The sequence below is a fragment of the Oleiphilus sp. HI0079 genome (assembly GCF_001635105.1).
Genome location: NZ_LWFT01001383.1, coordinates 1 through 16,540 on the forward strand (window position 1 = coordinate 1; position 16,540 = coordinate 16,540).

At 48.5% G+C, this 16,540-nt stretch carries 12 protein-coding genes; 2 read left to right on the plus strand and 10 right to left on the minus strand.

The features are described from left to right. The 10 genes from A3750_RS23830 to A3750_RS23875 all read right to left on the minus strand — a co-directional run. Positions 1-314: M48 family metallopeptidase (locus A3750_RS23830; protein ID WP_156498900.1), on the minus strand; the 314-nt coding region annotated here is incomplete at its 3' end. Between the two features lie 28 nt (positions 315-342). Further along, the gene (locus A3750_RS23835; protein WP_197466571.1) at positions 343-3,105 is read right to left on the minus strand and encodes a tetratricopeptide repeat protein; all 2,763 of its coding nucleotides are present in this window, start codon (positions 3,103-3,105) and stop codon (positions 343-345) included. Positions 3,106-3,206: 101 nt separating this feature from the next. Further along, complete coding sequence (locus A3750_RS23840) at positions 3,207-5,501, minus strand: hypothetical protein (protein WP_068465880.1); 2,295 nt, start codon at positions 5,499-5,501, stop codon at positions 3,207-3,209. Positions 5,502-5,592: 91 nt separating this feature from the next. Continuing rightward, positions 5,593-6,264 carry an AraC family transcriptional regulator gene (locus tag A3750_RS27065; RefSeq protein WP_231871942.1) on the minus strand — a complete coding sequence of 224 codons (672 nt, stop codon included), beginning with the start codon at positions 6,262-6,264 and terminating at the stop codon, positions 5,593-5,595. Between the two features lie 14 nt (positions 6,265-6,278). After that, positions 6,279-7,475 carry a DUF3570 domain-containing protein gene (locus A3750_RS23850; RefSeq protein ID WP_231871943.1) on the minus strand — a complete coding sequence of 399 codons (1,197 nt, stop codon included), beginning with the start codon at positions 7,473-7,475 and terminating at the stop codon, positions 6,279-6,281. After that, positions 7,435-7,761, minus strand: coding sequence for a DUF4266 domain-containing protein (locus A3750_RS23855; RefSeq protein ID WP_231871693.1), 327 nt, complete (start codon positions 7,759-7,761; stop codon positions 7,435-7,437). The genes A3750_RS23850 and A3750_RS23855 overlap by 41 nt, the downstream gene beginning before the upstream one ends. After that, positions 7,758-8,336 (minus strand): TlpA disulfide reductase family protein, encoded by a 579-nt coding sequence (locus A3750_RS23860; RefSeq protein ID WP_231871944.1) that lies wholly within the window; start codon positions 8,334-8,336, stop codon positions 7,758-7,760. The genes A3750_RS23855 and A3750_RS23860 overlap by 4 nt, the downstream gene beginning before the upstream one ends. Positions 8,337-8,366: 30 nt before the next feature. Continuing rightward, on the minus strand, positions 8,367-9,035 hold the full coding sequence (locus A3750_RS23865) for an outer membrane beta-barrel domain-containing protein (RefSeq protein WP_068465879.1): 669 nt from the start codon (positions 9,033-9,035) through the stop codon (positions 8,367-8,369). Next, positions 9,005-9,787 carry an SH3 domain-containing protein gene (locus tag A3750_RS23870; protein WP_197466360.1) on the minus strand — a complete coding sequence of 261 codons (783 nt, stop codon included), beginning with the start codon at positions 9,785-9,787 and terminating at the stop codon, positions 9,005-9,007. Before A3750_RS23870 ends, A3750_RS23865 begins: the two co-directional genes overlap by 31 nt. 10 nt (positions 9,788-9,797) lie before the next feature. Further along, positions 9,798-12,557 (minus strand): PD40 domain-containing protein, encoded by a 2,760-nt coding sequence (locus A3750_RS23875; RefSeq protein ID WP_082863273.1) that lies wholly within the window; start codon positions 12,555-12,557, stop codon positions 9,798-9,800. Positions 12,558-12,840: 283 nt separating this feature from the next. Here A3750_RS23875 and A3750_RS23880 point away from each other — a divergent pair, with 283 nt between their 5' ends. Next, the gene (locus A3750_RS23880) at positions 12,841-14,007 is read left to right on the plus strand and encodes a hypothetical protein (protein ID WP_231871945.1); all 1,167 of its coding nucleotides are present in this window, start codon (positions 12,841-12,843) and stop codon (positions 14,005-14,007) included. 3 nt (positions 14,008-14,010) lie between these two features. Next, on the plus strand, positions 14,011-16,527 hold the full coding sequence (locus tag A3750_RS23885) for a LamG domain-containing protein (RefSeq protein WP_068457203.1): 2,517 nt from the start codon (positions 14,011-14,013) through the stop codon (positions 16,525-16,527). The last annotated feature ends 13 nt before the right edge of the window (positions 16,528-16,540 follow it).

A 16,540-nucleotide genomic window follows, 5' to 3' on the forward strand; every position in this document is an offset into this window, starting at 1 on the left:
GCGCCGGCTTGATCATACTGTTCTGCTTGCAGGGCAATATGCGACAGGTTAATGCGCGCTGCTGTATTGTTTGGAAAGCGTTCTAAGAACGCTTCATAGCCCTGTTTCGCGTCGTCAATATCGCCATTTTTATGGATTTGAACGATAGCCGCGAACGCTTGTTGCGTTTTTACCTTCTCCGCCTCAATGTCTTGAACTTCAGCAACATCCGCTGCCGGTTTTTGGACTGTAGCACAGCCGCTATATACACAAACTAAGGCAAGTAAAGCGACGGCTTTAAAACGATCTTGTAGCGCCCTGGTGGAGAAGGTCATGCGAAACCCTAGAGCCCAGCGTAAATCCTTATTGCAGCGCATCGACAAGTCCTCCCGTCAATTCAGGCTTGTCATAACGCCCTGGTAGCAACTTTCTAAGCGATGCAAAACTTTCCTTTACCCAATCGTCGTAAATACCATTCCAGCTGCGGCTCGCGTTTTGCTCGTGAATATCAATTGCACTATCCTCGAATGGAAACGCCTGTTCTTCTAGCAAAATCTCATACTGCTCCAATTCAAGTTCGTTTAAACCCTTTGGTCGATCAGAGTTCATTAAATCCTGGCTAAGCTGCACATAGATGTCGGCCATACGGTAACCGGCTTCTGTCGAAAAGCTGGAAATCCCGTAGGAAGCAGTTTTTTGGTACGCCTGCATCGCACGCTCAAGCGCGATCGTTTTCTTCGCCATTGACTCATTTAATGGTAGCTTCAGTTTTATGCGCGCGTACCGAGTGAATGCGTCGTTCGCAAGCACCGCAGAAGCCGAGGCGGCAAGGTAAACCATGCGCTGGTCTGCATCGCTCCCGAGCGCATCCACCGTCTTCATCTGTTTTGCTAACCAGAATCGACGCTTAATTTGGTCACCTGTCTCATCATAAAGTTCTGCGAGCCGGTTAGCCGCCTCCATATATTCACTCGGCGGATTAGGGTAGGTATTCGCATAAGAGCGGTAGTTAGATATCGCCTTTGCCTTGTTGTCGGCGCGATCATAAAGCTCTGCAGCGATGTAGAGCGTGTCTTGTTTCTCTTGATCCGTTTTAGCAAGCAGAATCATGGTCTTGAGCTCGTCAGCAGCAAGTTCCCACTGCCTTGTTTCCCGGTATGCTAAGGCCATTTTCGGTACCAGGGTGTCGATCAAAGCATGCTGAGGGTAACGAGATCTGAATGTGCGCATTTCAGTAATGGCTCTTGGCCATTTCTTTAACTCAATCAGATAAGCAATCGCGTCGTATTCCGCGTTGGTTCGTAAGGTCGACGAGGGCGAAGCGACGCCCACTCTCAACAATTCATCGATTGCCGCAAGCGTTTCGCCAGCGCCTAACAAAAGCTCCGCCTGCCGATAAACACTTGCAGCTAAGTTTTCGTTCAGCGCTATCCGCCTTTGATCGCTTCTCGGCAAGCCGTTAATCGCTGCAACATAGGCCAGTTCTGCATATTTATAATCCTTCAGCGCGTATAGGCTGTGCGCTTTTATGATCCGGGTCTCGGCCAGTACCTTGTTTGATGGGCTTGGTTGCCAGTCAAGTAAGCGTTCTGTAAGTTCGATGCTCTGAACATAGTCTTGCTCTGCAAAAGCATCTTGCGTGGCTGAGTAAAGAACGTCGTCTGCCCGTCTGTCTGTCGAAAATTCGTCGACGAAGCGCAGGCGACTCTTTTGCCGTAAATCTTTATTCGCTGTTAGTACTCGAGGGTTGTTCGCATCCCATGAGCGAGAAAAACCATTGTAGGCCAATATCGACGCATAAGCGGCTTCATTTGCTTTGTCGTAACTCGGAAAATAATACCCTGCTGCCTCAAATGCGTAGATTGCGCTTGCCCAGTTTTCTAAAGCGAGCCGGCACTCTCCAAGTAACATTAACGTTTCGGGCGTTTGGCGTTCGCTTGGGAATGCAACGACAAAATCGCCGTAATAGCGTGCCGCTTTTCGGTAGTTGCTTGCGCGCGCTTGCTTCTGATTTTGCTTTTCTGCTCTTTGTGCAAGAACGTAGTGACGATCTGCTAACTCGGGCAGCAATATTTTTAGCTCGGTAAATACAGGCTCTAGGTCTTGGTCTTTGTTGACTAACCAAAACGCACTACCTATTCCATATACATCAACAAAGCGAACCTTCTCTTCAAAGATTTCGGCTTTAAAGCCTGCTTTTTCGAGTGTCCCGATAATGTTGGCTTGATAGCGAGGCGCATTAAGATTCAGAGGGTGTAAGGTAATGAAACGGCGATAAACAGAAAGCGCGTCGCTGTACTGTTCTTTACTGATTAACAAATCACTATAGCGGTCGTAGACGACGATCTCGTAACTTCGGTGGCCGGCAACATTAAAGAGGTTTTCTAGGGCGTCAGCGCCACCTAAATACGATAGTGACAACCCCATTACGCGAAACAAATCTTCAACCATGGTTTGGCTTCGCTGCTCTACCTCACCCACTTTTAGGCTATCCGGCATCACAAGATCGAGTACATCGACGAAGGATAACAGCGCGTCGTTGTATCGTGTTTGCTTAAATTCGCTCCAGCCTTTCATATAATGCGCATTCGCCAAGAATGAACTATTACCCACTGCAACAGTGGCTTCAAAAGCCTGTTCGGCACCAACATAGTCTTCAGCGCTAAACAAGATTTCGCCTCTTCGGAACTGTGCTTCCGCCGTGTATTTTGACTTCGGGAAAGTACCCACTAGTATCGTGAGCGTTGAAAGGTAGTTGTCGACCTCGCCTTTTAAGTCATAGGTCTTTGCTAGTTGGTAGTAAACGCGATCGTTAACCTCGCGATCGGGATAGCGTTGCAAAAGACCTTTATAGGCATCAATCGCAATATCGAGCTCGTCAATGGCCTGCTCGGCCATGATTTCCTCACCTTTGAGTAATTTTAGATCTGCCAAGCGGTGCAATACGGTTAGTTGATCCTCGGGCGACTCTAGCAGCGGCAAGAGCTCAGAGTAATTGGCAATGACATCTTCAAGATCCACATCTGACTGTGTGTAATTATTCAATGTTGCAGGCTGAATATCTGCAGGACGCAAACTCTCTAAAAGTGCAGGATCTGCCACACGTGCTGGTTCCGATTGAAACATCTGACAACCTGAAATGAAGAGCGCGATTGTCGTCACTAAACAGTACTTAAAATACATGCAGTAATGCAAATACATGCGGCTGCTTTGAATAAACCCCCTCATCATGCGGACGCCTCTTTATAAAGAACATCACGCGCGCTTGCTCCAGCGCTTTCTTTCTTTGCTATCGTGTCGTCGTTTTGCGCGCCGTGCGCACTTAGCGGTGTGTTTTCTAGAGCAGAGTCTTGTTTTTGCCCCTCTGATCTAACGCGATCTGACGACTCTTTAGATTGCTCGGTTTGTTCCTCGTTGCGCTGTCGATACAATTGATCGGACAATCGCGCTTGGGCATGGCGCGATGCTAGACGATACTGCGCGACCTCGGAAGATTGGCGGTCTAGTTCTCTGGAAACCTGTTCGATTAAACGGCCTCTAGTCGCTACTAATACAACATCGATTTGCGAAGCGAGCGTGTCGAGACGAACCCCCGACTCGAGAATACGGCTCTCTAATCCGGATTGGAAAGCGCTGTTTTCTATCTCGGCTTGTAAGTATTGGCGTCGAGCTTCGAACTCGTCGATAGATTCGCCCAGCTCTGATATTTCTCGTTGCGCGGCCCATCGGTTAACGCCGTAGCGATCCGCAACCCACCAGTCAAAATAACGCTGAACACGCGCCAGCTTAGCGCTAAATTCTTGTTGCTCTTCGCCGGCCGGCAAGGATTTAAGCGTCTCTTTGGCTTCGATAATCTGGGCATTGAATGCGATTTGGCTTTCATCCATAAAAAATCGCACATCTTCATCCACTAATGCTTTATCAATTGCTTGCTTGTATTCGTTGAATCGCAGCGTCCATAGTTCAGCATCTTGCGCAGTTAGATCCGATCTGACTGCCGCCAACTTGCTTTGTCGCTGTGCGGCGCGAGTTTCAAGCATCAATGCGAACGAATCTAATCGCGAGCGCCATGTTCTTAAACCATTTTGCAAATCGTAAAGCTCGTGAAGGTCTCGCAGCGCCATTTGAAACGGCTCTGTCGCTAACAAGTTGACAAGATAAAAATCGGAAGGCAGAACGCGAAGTCGGCCATAGGCGTCGCGCTGCGTTGATTGCTCTCCTAGCGCTTCAGTGAGCGCCATATTTTCGCATCGGCTGTTCTGCGAGCGCTTAGGTTCTAATCGACCAGCGTTGAGATAATCGTCATTGCTTTGGTCTTCGCTTGAGGAGAACGCGGTTTCGAGCGCCGCAATAATCGTAACTTCGTCAAGAGATGCTTGTTGCTCTTTGATTGTTTTCAGGATTCCATCGTAATGGTCGCCTGCCGCCCTATAGGCCTGAGCGGCAAGCGCTGGCTCATTAAGTCTTTCATATAAAAAAGCGAGAGCATAAGGCACTTGTTGCAACCAAGGCGTGAACAAGGTGCGCGTGTTTAGTCGATCTAGAGCTGCGAGTGCAAGTTCATGCTGCCCTAAATTGCTTTGCGCGACAGCATATTGGAAAAGTGCTTCATCTGAGACCATGCTCGAGTACGGAACCTTTTGCAAATACGTAACGGCTTCTACGAACGCGTTCTGTTGCAGCGATATCTGCCCTAAACTTAGATAAATGCGATCTCGCAAAGCGGCACGCTCTGCCTGCTCATCAGAGCCAGACTCTGCTTCATGTTGATTCGAAATGCGCTTGAGTTGCTCTTGCGCGGCGAGCAGACCATCCATAACAACTGCACGATCTTCTCCGTGATCGAGGCTCAAAAGCGCCTTGTTGTATAAACTATAAACTGACCACAAATCATTTTGTTGAGCTCTATCGGAAAGGCTGTCGTCATCGGTGGCAAATGACGAGTGGGTATATGACGTTGCATTTTTTTGTGTGGGCGCGTCAGCAGTATTTAGAGTAGCAACCGCATTTTCATTTCGCCCTTCTCGAAGCAACACCTGCGCATTTAGGTAGCGCCATTCAAGGTACAGTGACTCGTCCGATTCGAGGAGTCTCTCGGCATTAACTTCACTGAGTGCACGTTGAGACGCAACAAGGTCACTCTCCAAGTAAAAGACCTTGCCAAGGTAGAACCACGCTTGATTTCTAGCATCGGCGCTTACAAGCGCTGTCATATCGGGACTCAGCAACGCCTCAAAATGCTTTTTGGCCTCTCGCGTCATGCCATACGCAAGCATTAAACCGCCTTCGACGAGCAAAGGGTGGTCACCGTGCTGCTGGATACCACCCTTCTCTTTCGCAACATTCAAGACGGTGAGCGACTCGAAAAAGCGCCCTTGGTGGTACTCGTACAGTGCCTCGCCGTACAGCAGGTCGTTGGCGCGAGTAGATATAGTAGAGCCAGCTTCAAACTTCGCATCATCGGCAATCAAGTTACTGACCGGTATCATCCCGAAGATGAGCACAGCGATACGCGCGATCATCTGGCGCAGCCTAAAAGTAAGGGAACGATGCGCACGACAGCAAAGACGTAGCATTTCGAAATAACCATGCAGCACGATCGACACGCCTACCTCACTCCCACTCGATGATAGACACATCGGGTTGGTAGTCGTTCGACCGATCTTTTATGCGAACTTCGATTGCTTTACGCTCGGTGCCTTTCTCTAAGATTAGAGTGGCTGCCTTTTTATATACACGATCATCAGGCCCGACACCTTCAACAAAAACTGTCACTTCATGCTCGCCCGTTTTTAGGTTGCCCATGTGAAGTCTTTGCATACCTCCGCGTGAAAGCGCTTTTAGCTGACGCTCCGTGTATAAATGTGCAGCGATGACTTCACCATTTACTTTTAGCTTCACGCTATCGAGTTTTAGAAACTGACCAGTGTCGAGAGAAAGGAACACCACAAACTGGGTATTTGCAGGAAACAATAAATCTTCTTCGAGAATAAAGAGGTCACGATTGAGCTTGATGACCTGTTTCTTCAATTCTTCCACGCTAAGAGCAACCGGTTTTGACTTATCGATGGCATACTCTTTAGGTGCATCCGTTTCGCTCTGCGGTGAAGCTTCGTCGTCGTTTTTTACTTCGGTAAACGGCGAGCTCGTATTCTCAACGACCGTAAATGGTGACTGGCTTTCCGCTTCTTCAGCTAGAGCAGACAAACTCGTAAACAGACAAACGAAAAGTGCTGCCATTAACCAAGCAAGCCGATGTTTGATGATGTTAGTGTTGGCGTTCATGCTTGATAGTCCTGTTAAAATTCGACAATTAATGATGTGCGTGTGACCCAAGCGTCGAGCTCATATAGCGGCTCTTCGCCCGGCAAGTAACTTCCCGACGCGGTTACGTCTCTAAAGTTCTCGTAGTCGTAATCAAGAATGTCGGCCAAAAGGCTTAGCTGGAGGCGCTTAACGAACGGAATTACACCCTGTTTGACCTCATAGCTCACACCAAATCCGTACGTAATACCAGAATAGGTGCTTAGCTCCTTATCTCTGGCAACATGGGTTTGAGAGTTCGCGAATGGAAAGAGATCGCTATAAAACCGAGCTTGATCCTGTTCGTAATAACGCAGGCGTGTTTCGAAGATCCATGATTCGTCGAAAGCATGACTGTAGGAAACACCATAGGTGTTTGCTTGAATGTCCCAGCTATCGGAAAAATAACGGTATTCTAATTTGACCGAAGCACGATAAGGTAAGAAATACATTCCACGAAACCCAAGCGCTGTGCTTGTTCGTGTATCTGGATAAACCTCAGGTTGATATAGGTAGGCCGTGCTGTCATTCGGGTCGACATAACGATTTTGACGATAGGGATTTTCAAGCTTTCCTTCGTCGGTAATCACATCGACATCGATGCTAAACAGCGCGTTTTTTGTAATAACTTGCGTCAAGCCAAGATTATAATTCTGAAGATCTTTGTCTTCCCAGTCGCTTTCTGCCTGCCCCCGTTTCCCGACAGAGTCCCAACCACGAGCGTAAGCGAGCGACAAGGTGGTCAGATCACCAAAGAAGTCTTGAGCCACCGAAAAATACGCGGTGTTTGCTTCATAATCGTTTTCGCTACTATTGGTATACCCACCACTAAGAATCGTTTTCTCGTGCAGAAAGTCTATTCCGCCACTAAATTCTGTCCGTTCCTCTTCGTACTCGCTTGCCGTCGCGATTACATCAACAGATGCCGCCGAAATTGAATCGACGTAATAATGACCTGTTACGGACACTTGTGGCCCAATACTCTTTCGCACTAGAACAGATGGGCCGCTAATCTCCATGCCCCCTCCATCATAGCGATGATGCATGATATCAACCGCATCTGGTGGTAACGTCGCTGCAAAGGTGTTGACGCTATAAAGCGCTATGCTCGTGAGGGCGGCAACCAGGTGAGCGAATACCTTAACTGATTTTTTAGTTACACCCACAGCCTCCCCCTGTGCCACCTTCAGCACCTCTCGCACCTTCTCGTGCTTGATAAACATGATGCATATACGCGTCTGCATAACCATGACGGCTTAGGCTCATGATGGGGTCTGCGAGATTGTCTCGCTCGTAGGGTTTCACCCACGGTTTGATATCTGCGCAGCCGCTAACCGTAGCGCCAAACAAGACGACAACAGCAGTAAAGAAAGGAGCGATCCGGCACTTAGCCTTGCCTTTTGATCGAGCGAACAAACTTCGCCCCGTAGCCCGATCGTTACCGGAAGGCTGAATGCGTTGTTTGATTATGAACATCATTCGCGGATTAACTTCTTAACTTGTTTAAGGTAATCGTCTTCGTACCCGGGCTTATAGCCACGGTGTAAAAACCTCGCATTGCCTTCGCGATCGATCATAATTGTCGTCGGCATTGCGTCTACGCCATACAGTTCACTTATCCGGCTCTCATTGTCATAGAGAATCGGAAAGGTCACTGGAACGGCATCAAGAAAGCGATCCGCATCGGCAGAATCTTCATCAACATTCACCGCGAGTATGGTGAAGCCGAATTTTTGATATTTTTCATAGATGTCATCCATCAGCGGCATTTCTTGTCTACAAGGACCGCACCATGAGGCCCAAAAATTAAGCATCACAACTTCTCCCCGAAGGTCTTCGAGGCGGACATTGCTGCCATCGTTGCTCTTTAAAGTAAAATCGGGGGCGGCGCCGAAAATCTCTGTTGTATTCGCTTTGTTCGGGAACGCAAAACTAAGTACGAGAACCATTGAAAAAACGAACGCATGCGCGCTATTAACCTTGCGCAAGACGTGCGTATTTTTTGGCTGGCAATTACGAAAGGTGTGCTTGCCTGATTCGATCGATAGATTCATGTGTAGCTCCTAAATCGAACTAAAAATGGTTTAAAAGAATACCGACAATCCGGCACTTAGCTCTGTATTTATGCTGGTCTTTTCTTCACCGAGCACATCGATATCATAGAGATGTTCACGGAACACCAAGCTCATCGTTACTGCGTCATTGAGTATCACTTGGTAGCCCGCACCAAACGTCGCAGTAAATCGATTATCTCCCGCGAAATCCGTTGCCCCAGCACCTGCTAGTAAATAAAAATTCGAATTAAAAGCGTAGGTTTTGTCCGAAAACCAACTCTTAAAAAAGGCTTCTCCTGGGAAGAGGTTGTACCCAAAACCAAGATTGTAAAAGCGGTACTCGCGCTCGGCATCAGACAACAAACGCGTGTTACCGGACAGTTTTTCAAAACTGGTCTCTCCCCCTTCAGCAAATCCAATGTTGCTTTCGAGAAAAAATAGTTCACTTAGGTGATAAGCGAGCCTTACTCCATACAACATAGACGTCTCAAAATCTTCGATGTTGATGGTTCCGACAAACAGTCCCGCTTCAAAGTTCTCAGTATCGATAAGGGCTTCATCTACTTTTTGAGGCACGACGTCAGGCTCAATGATTGGTCGCTCGTCATCTGCAAGCGCAAGCAATGAGTTGAACAGTGCAGTCGCCAAAAAACTGCATTTAATGAGCCTTAAAAGAAAACGCTTAATCCTAATTTCCATTCTCTCGCTTCTTCGTTAGATTTCTCTTGAGTAAAAATTTTGTAGTCTTTTACTTCCATGCGCACAAAGTACCGGTTGGTAACATAGAACCGCATGCCGAGGCCGACATTCATCTGAGTCTCTTCGGTGTTCTCGGGCTGAATAAATGTTTCTTTCGGTTTCACATAAGCCTCACCTGCTCCAAGGGAAAAGAACGGTGAGTAGCGCCAGTGTGGAAAAGGTTGATGGAGTATATTCAAACTCAAGATTCGTACCTCAGAGAAGTCCCCTAATACTTGCGAACCCCACAATTCCGCAGAAAGGTTTTCGGTCATCCAGTAGCCTAAATAAGCGGCTGTAACTGGAAAGCTGTCGAACTCCCCCATTAAAAGACCGCCTTCCCATCGCCGCGTTTTAAAGTCATCAAAACGGGGGGCTGTGATGTCGACGGCTTCACCACTCACGTCATGGGTCAGTAAGATATCTTCGATATGCACCCAACCCTGACGTTGCCGACCATCCTTTACCTGTATCCAGCTCGTCTTGCGTCGCAAGATCGTAAGCCACTCATCTTGTTCAGCGGTATGAACGACCGGGTATACGTCCGCAGGACCGGTGCGCATCTCGATGAACGGCTCAACCACCTGCACCAGCTGCGGCGCTTGCTCTTCGCCATCCCATGACCACCAGTCGGCAAACGCTGACTGCGAAATAAAGACCAAAGACGTCAGCTTTAAGACGTTAAGGAAACACTTTATTGCTTGGTCCTTCAAACTCTCAATCCTAGTTAAATGGTGCTTTGAAAGGGTCATTCCAATACTGTGCACCGATATCCAGCCACTCTGAGATTAACCTTAGTTCAGCTTCGCTAAGATAGCCGGCATGCGCACCGCCTGCTCCAAAAACATCCATAAAATCTGAACTCGACTTGGCGCCTGCTGTGCGCATGGTCGGTTGAACCGGTACTGTCTCAAATATCTCAATCGGATCACCGGCAACGTCCAAAATGAGTTCTCCATCCTCGTCACGTTCAAACTCTCCCGTGGCAACAAGGATGGGCTGGAGAATCTCGTTATCAAGCTCTTGTTCGACCGTTGTAAACAACAAGTTACGGTAAGAGGTGAAGTGATCGGGTTGATCTGTAGAGGGGTCGTTACTTAAGTCGAGCTGTTCAATGGGGACTATTGGGTCGCCAGCCGCGTCCTCGTTGTTGTGACACGAAGTACATGTGTTATCTGAAAGAACCGTAACGCCATCCATCGCAAACGTGCGACGGTCGAAGTCCCAAAGAGGTTGGATGTGCTCTGGATAGTTGATCACGACGCGGCACACGCTCTGCCACTCAGTCGCGCATGCAGGCGAGCTTAATGGGGCATTTGTGTTTAAATCGCCATACAAGAGCTCATAACTCGCTGCCTTTGGAGTGACCGCTGGATTCGTCCACTCATCGACGAAGCTGATGTCGGGATTGAGCGAGCGAAGCCCGTTTATCCGCGCATATACTTCGGCCATGGTTTCGCCCGCGTCCGCAAATAAGGCCGGCTCGGTATTGGGGAATGGTGATCCGGTCGTCAATGCGCCACCATTAATACTGTCTGGTCCTACATTGCTCCGACCATGCGGAACTGTGCTTGCTCCAGTATGGCAACCTTTGCACTCTCGCGTTTCTCCTGGTCGAACACTTAGCCAGTTTTGGTGGCGCTCAGAGCCGACCAATCTTTGACCTAGATAGTCAACCAAACTGAGCGCTAACGACACATTTGCTGGCACAGCAACTTTGACTGAGCCATCGGGCTCAACGGGAACGTAACCCAAAATCTCTCGCATTAACTGCGCCCGAGATCGACCATATGCAGAGTTATCGATGTCTCGCACATAATCCGGAGGTATAGAAGCAGCCTTCTCAACTCTAAGAAACTGGACAGGCCGTGTTGCAGGGGGTGTTTGAACTGGGTCTGCAAGTGCCGCGATACCGGAAGTGCTGGTATCAGCTCCATCAATGTCGTAAACGCTTCGTATATGCAGAACGCCAAACCCGTCATCCGCAAGCACTTGTTCGTCGGCATCGAGCATTAAATCGGGGATGAACATTGGCCGAGAGCGCGATGCGACAATAACCGCATCTGTAAACTCTTGACCTTCTTCAGGCAACACAATGGGTAATTGCGTGTCACCATCGACAATCCATAAGCCGTAAAGTGGCGGAGCCGGTTCGTAATTAATGTCATCGGCGAGCTTCGCATCAGTGCACGGCTCTGAGGGATTCTCATTTAGTTGATCTAAAGGAGCGTCAGGCGCTAATGCGCGCCTAACCCGACAAGCTGACCAGCTAGCAAGCAGCCTCCCGGTATTATCGTATAACGGAAACACCGAGCCATAATTGCCATTAATGCTCAGCTCACCCGACGAATCAATGCCGTCGATTAGTGCCGTCTGGCCGTCACCAGCGGTGCCGTCGGTGCGCAAATTGAATTCAACGTGCCCTTCAATATCGATTTCTGTTGGTACCGCACTCAGCGTCTCTGATTGAAACTCGCGTAGCTCTACAATGATATTCCCAGCATCTGATTCAATTGGTCTCGCATACTGAACCGTGCCCGAGTCAGCATTTGAAACCGCGCTTGCATCATGAGAATGCCGGCCGTATAAGTAGTTAAGTTCCGAACCATCTGGGTTCACTTCGTACAGATTCATCCCATTGTTTCGAGTTTGGCCGGCATTATCCCATCGAGAAAAAACTACCTTACCATTTGCCATGACAACGGGGTTTAGGTCATGGCTTTGGTTGTAGGTAATTTGATCAATATCATCACCCTCTAATGTCATCACATGAAGGTTAAATGCCTCAAAATCTAACTCTTCATCAATACGAGAAAACTGAGGCTTGCCTTCGTCGAGTAAAATTGCTTTGCTTGTTTGTTGTCGCGTTGATGCGAAGACCAATCTGTCGTCTGCCAGAAAAGCCGGTGTAATATCATGCCCTGAAGCGGCGGTAGCATCCGACTGGATGACGCGATCTAAGGTGCAGGTTTCAAAATCAAACACGAAGATATCCCACTTTGGTTGATCTTCTTCGTCAGCACCTTCGATTTCGGGCGCGCGCATCGTAAAAGCGAGCTTTGTACCATCATAGGAAACAGTTAAATCTTTAACGTCATAAAGCAATGCACCGTCATCATTCAGAAATGCGCTGTCGGAAAATACTGCACTTGTTACGTCAACTGCCTGTGCACTTGGCAGCGCACTTCCCTTGATAAATAGCCGTCCGCCGGGCCGGAATTCTTGAGGTTCTCGAAGGTCATCTGCCAATAACATTTCAGGGTTGTTGTCATCGTATTGCAATGGGCGCTTAACAAATGCAACCGCGCCTTCCTCGACAAGTGGGCAAAAAGCGATGTTGCTACCAGAACTCGTTCCGACACCACATGCACTCAAAAGCGCAAGTAAAACGCCAAGCGCAACCAAGCGAACACCAGCATTGACTCGCGCTAGGTTAATAAATGTTAAATCCGAGTCGTTCACTTTTGCATTCCACTTCAACATAATCGTGCGCTTATAAGAGCTTGGGCTTAAAGATGTTTTTAAGTATGTGCCCAAAAGATCTTCTCTCCACAGCACTTCGGTAACTCGTCAGTAACGCTATGTAAGCGTGTGAAGTGCCGCTCACTCGCTTCGGAAGTTAGTAACTAGACTGTTTAAAACAACACGATAAGGACCGCTTTGGTTCTTGATCATGGGTAGTATGAGGATCAGCATCATGAAGGTCTCTGAGAGAATCTTCAAACCTATAAAGAGAACATTACCAGCTTTTATAGCTTCAGCCGTTATGATGAGTATTAGTGTCATGACGATCGCAGGCGATAGAGAGCAAGCAAAACGTCTCCATGAACGTATCGCAGGGGTTCCACCTTCCGCGAGTGATTTGGACTACATGGCGACGCAGATCGGCTCAGGAAATGCTGACCTTGCAGCTGAACGCGCTCTAGAGCACAAGAGCTTCTACAATGTCACGCTTAAAAACTTTGCCGCGCCTTGGACCAATGAGGCGATGGACAATGCAGTCCCTCTAAATGACTACACCGCGACCGTCATCGGGCTCGTACTTGAAGAGCGAGACTTTAGAACAGTACTCTACGACAACGTTGTTTATGTGGGTGATGCGAGTCTCGGGCTGACACCCTACTCTAATACGGATAATGATCACTACGAAGAGCTTGAGGCAAGCGATGCGAGCTTAAAAGACTTTCTGGTTCGTACAACTCAATCGAGCGTTAACGGTCTACCTAGCGATGCGACCGCGGGCGTAATGACTACGAGAGCTGCCGCACAAGCATATTTCAGCGGTGGGACAAACAGAGCAATGTTCCGATTCACAATGCTGCACCACTTGTGCAATGACTTGGAGCAAGTGAACGACACCACTCGCCCTCCTGATCGAATCCGACAAGATGTTTCACGCAGCCCTGGTGGCGATAGCAAAATCTTCTTGAATAATTGTATTGGTTGCCATGCCGGAATGGACCCGATGTCTCAATCATTCGCTTACTACGATTATGAATACGACGCAGCGACAGACCCGAACGGCCTATTTGGACGGATGGTGTACAACGCAGTGGGCAGTGTTGATGCGGAAACGGGAGAGCGCGTTCAAGGTAAGTATCGAATTAATTCAACAACGTTCGAATACGGTTATGTTACATCGACTGACCAATGGGATAACTATTGGCGCGAGGGGCAGAACAGCATTCTCGGTTGGGATGCAGGGCTTAGCGGAACCGGCATGGGTGCTAAATCAATGGGACAAGAACTTGCCCACTCTGAAGCGTTCGCCCAGTGCCAAGTGAAGAAGGTATTTGAAAATGTGTGCTTACGACCACCGTCTGACACGGCAGATCGAAATCAAGTCGATTCCATGGTTAATTCATTTAAGTCGAGCGGCTACAAGTTAAAGCAAGTGTTTGCTGAATCCGCTGTCTACTGCATGGGGCCTTAAGCTATGACCCATCTACGCGTTAGTACAATCAACAAATCTCGCCTTGTCAGCCACACTCATGTGAATGGTAAAGCACTTTTCGCCACGCTGTTTTTCGCACTGTTAGCAGGCTGCGGTTCGGGCGAATCTACTCTTGAAAACCCGAATACCTTTACCGTACAAAGCGCCAATTATGACGGTCCTGCACCGTCGACGACTGACGTGCAAAATTTTAAGCTCAATGTCTGGGATAACTTGGTAAGCAGTAATCGATGCGGAGCGTGTCATGGCGCCGGCGGGCAATCTCCGACCTTCGTGAGAGACGATGACATTAATCTCGCTTATGGCGCGGCAAATACTATCGTAAACCTTGCCGACGCGGCGACCTCATTAATGGTCACAAAAGTAGGTGGCGGACACAACTGCTGGCTCGCAAGCGATAGCGCCTGCGCTGATACGCTTACAAGCTACATAGAAAACTGGGCTGGGGGTTCTGCCAGCGCGCAAACTGAGATCGTGCTGCGCGCTCCACAAATAAAAGACCCAGGGCAAACAAAGACATTCCCAGCTGATAGCTCTGGCTTTACTGGTGTTCATGCGTTGCTCGAAACCTACTGCAGTAATTGCCATGTTGAAGGACAGCAAACTCCCTTTATTGGCAGTAGCGATATTGACGTCTCCTATGCTGCTGCGCAATCGCGAATCAATCTGGAAACGCCCTCCGCATCAAGGCTAGTTCAACGCTTAAGAACCGAATTTCACAACTGCTGGAATGGTGATTGCACAACATCATCCAACGAGATGGAAACGGCTATCGACAATTTTGCGAGCAGTGTACCAAGAAACGATATTGACTCAAATCTACAAACCAGTAAGGCGCTTGCACTCATCGAGGATGGAATAGCCGCAAATACTGGAGGCCGCATAGAAGATAACGTGATCGCGCAGTTTGAATTCAAAACTGGTGAAGGTGCCGTTGCTTACGACACAAGCGGAATCGAACCCGCTTTGAATTTGACTCTCAGCGGCAATGTCGAATGGGTAGGCGGCTGGGGTCTGCGTTTTGGTTCAGCGTATACCGATGAAGACACCAACATCAACGTGCCTAATGGCAAAGCACAAGCCACTACCACCTCGAGTCGCAAACTGCATAGCCTGATTACCGCGACCAATGAATACAGCATAGAAGCCTGGGTTATTCCAAATAATGTCACGCAAGAAAACGCGCGGATTGTAAGTTACTCGGGCTCCGAAACTTCACGTAATGTTGCGCTTGGGCAGACCCTATACAACTACGACGTTTTGCAGCGCAGCAGCACAACAAACCAAAACGAAGCCTTTTCGACGGCTGATGAAGATGAACGTCTACAAGCAACCCAGCAGCATGTTGTCGTGACTTTCAATCCCGGAGAGGGACGCAAAATCTACGTGAACGGAGAATATACACAAGATCTTGACCCTGAGGATGCCGGGCAATTGAGCGACTGGGATGACAGCTTTGCGTTTGTTCTTGGGAATGAAACGGACGGAAACTCATTGTGGCAGGGCTCTCTCCGCATGGTTGCAGTGCACAACAGAGCGCTTACAGCAGAGCAGATTCAACAGAACTATGAAGTTGGTGTTGGTGAGAAATTCTTCTTACTTTTTAGCATTTCTCATTTGATCGGCGTAGACGACGCGTTCATCGTTTTTGAGGTAAGCCAGTTCGACGAATACAGTTATTTATTCGTCGAACCGTTCTTTACTAGCTTAGACCCTGAGGTCTCGCTGCCAAACATCAATATAGATGGCATGCGTATTGGTATTAACGCGAAAGAGGCGCCTGTTGGGCAGGCGTTTGAGAGATTGAGCGTCTATTTAAACGATGCCGACTACATAAATGGCCGTCAGACATTATCGACCATCGGTACCATCATTCCCTTAGAGTTGGGCCCGGAGAGCGACGAGTTCTTTTTGAGCTTTGAAGATATTAACGGGAATGCAAATGCGTTTTCTCAACCGGCTGTCCCTAGCCCTGCCACGCCTTCAGACCTGCCTACGTCTCCTGACATTGGCCTAAAAACCTTTGATGAGATAAATGCAACGATGTCGGCGGTTACAACGGTACCGCTTACAACCTCAAACGTAGAGGCAACATTCACGACTGTGCGTCAACAAATGCCTACCACTGAAAGCATCGACGGTTTTGTATCAGCACATCAGATGGCAATCACGCAGCTTGCGATTCAGTATTGTGACGCCTTGGTCGAAAGTACCAGCCTGCGCAGTAGCTACTTCCCCAGTTTTGACTTTAGTGCTGCGGCTAACGTGGCGTTCGATACCCCCACCAAGCGTAGCTATATTTTCGATCCCCTACTCAGCAACATGGTGGGTGAAACACTAACCTCCCAACCATCTGACACGGACATTGAAGATGAGCTCAATGATCTGGTGGATATTCTGACGTCTTGTGGCGGTTCATGCGCAAGCGATCGAACAGAAACTATAGTCAAAGCAAGCTGTGCAGCCGTTCTCGGTAGTGCCGTCATACTCGTGCAATAGCGACCATCACGTG

Excerpts from the sequence above, each read along its gene's own strand:
- A3750_RS23860 (WP_231871944.1), bottom strand. The coding sequence starts at position 8,336 with ATGAATCTATCGATCGAATCAGGCAAGCACACCTTTCGTAATTGCCAG.
- A3750_RS23875 (WP_082863273.1), bottom strand. The coding sequence starts at position 12,557 with ATGTTGAAGTGGAATGCAAAAGTGAACGACTCGGATTTAACATTTATT.
- A3750_RS23855 (WP_231871693.1), bottom strand. The coding sequence starts at position 7,761 with ATGATGTTCATAATCAAACAACGCATTCAGCCTTCCGGTAACGATCGG.
- A3750_RS23880 (WP_231871945.1), top strand. The coding sequence starts at position 12,841 with ATGATGAGTATTAGTGTCATGACGATCGCAGGCGATAGAGAGCAAGCA.
- A3750_RS27065 (WP_231871942.1), bottom strand. The coding sequence starts at position 6,264 with ATGAACGCCAACACTAACATCATCAAACATCGGCTTGCTTGGTTAATG.
- A3750_RS23865 (WP_068465879.1), bottom strand. The coding sequence starts at position 9,035 with ATGGAAATTAGGATTAAGCGTTTTCTTTTAAGGCTCATTAAATGCAGT.
- A3750_RS23885 (WP_068457203.1), top strand. The coding sequence starts at position 14,011 with ATGACCCATCTACGCGTTAGTACAATCAACAAATCTCGCCTTGTCAGC.
- A3750_RS23840 (WP_068465880.1), bottom strand. The coding sequence starts at position 5,501 with ATGATCGCGCGTATCGCTGTGCTCATCTTCGGGATGATACCGGTCAGT.
- A3750_RS23835 (WP_197466571.1), bottom strand. The coding sequence starts at position 3,105 with ATGTTTCAATCGGAACCAGCACGTGTGGCAGATCCTGCACTTTTAGAG.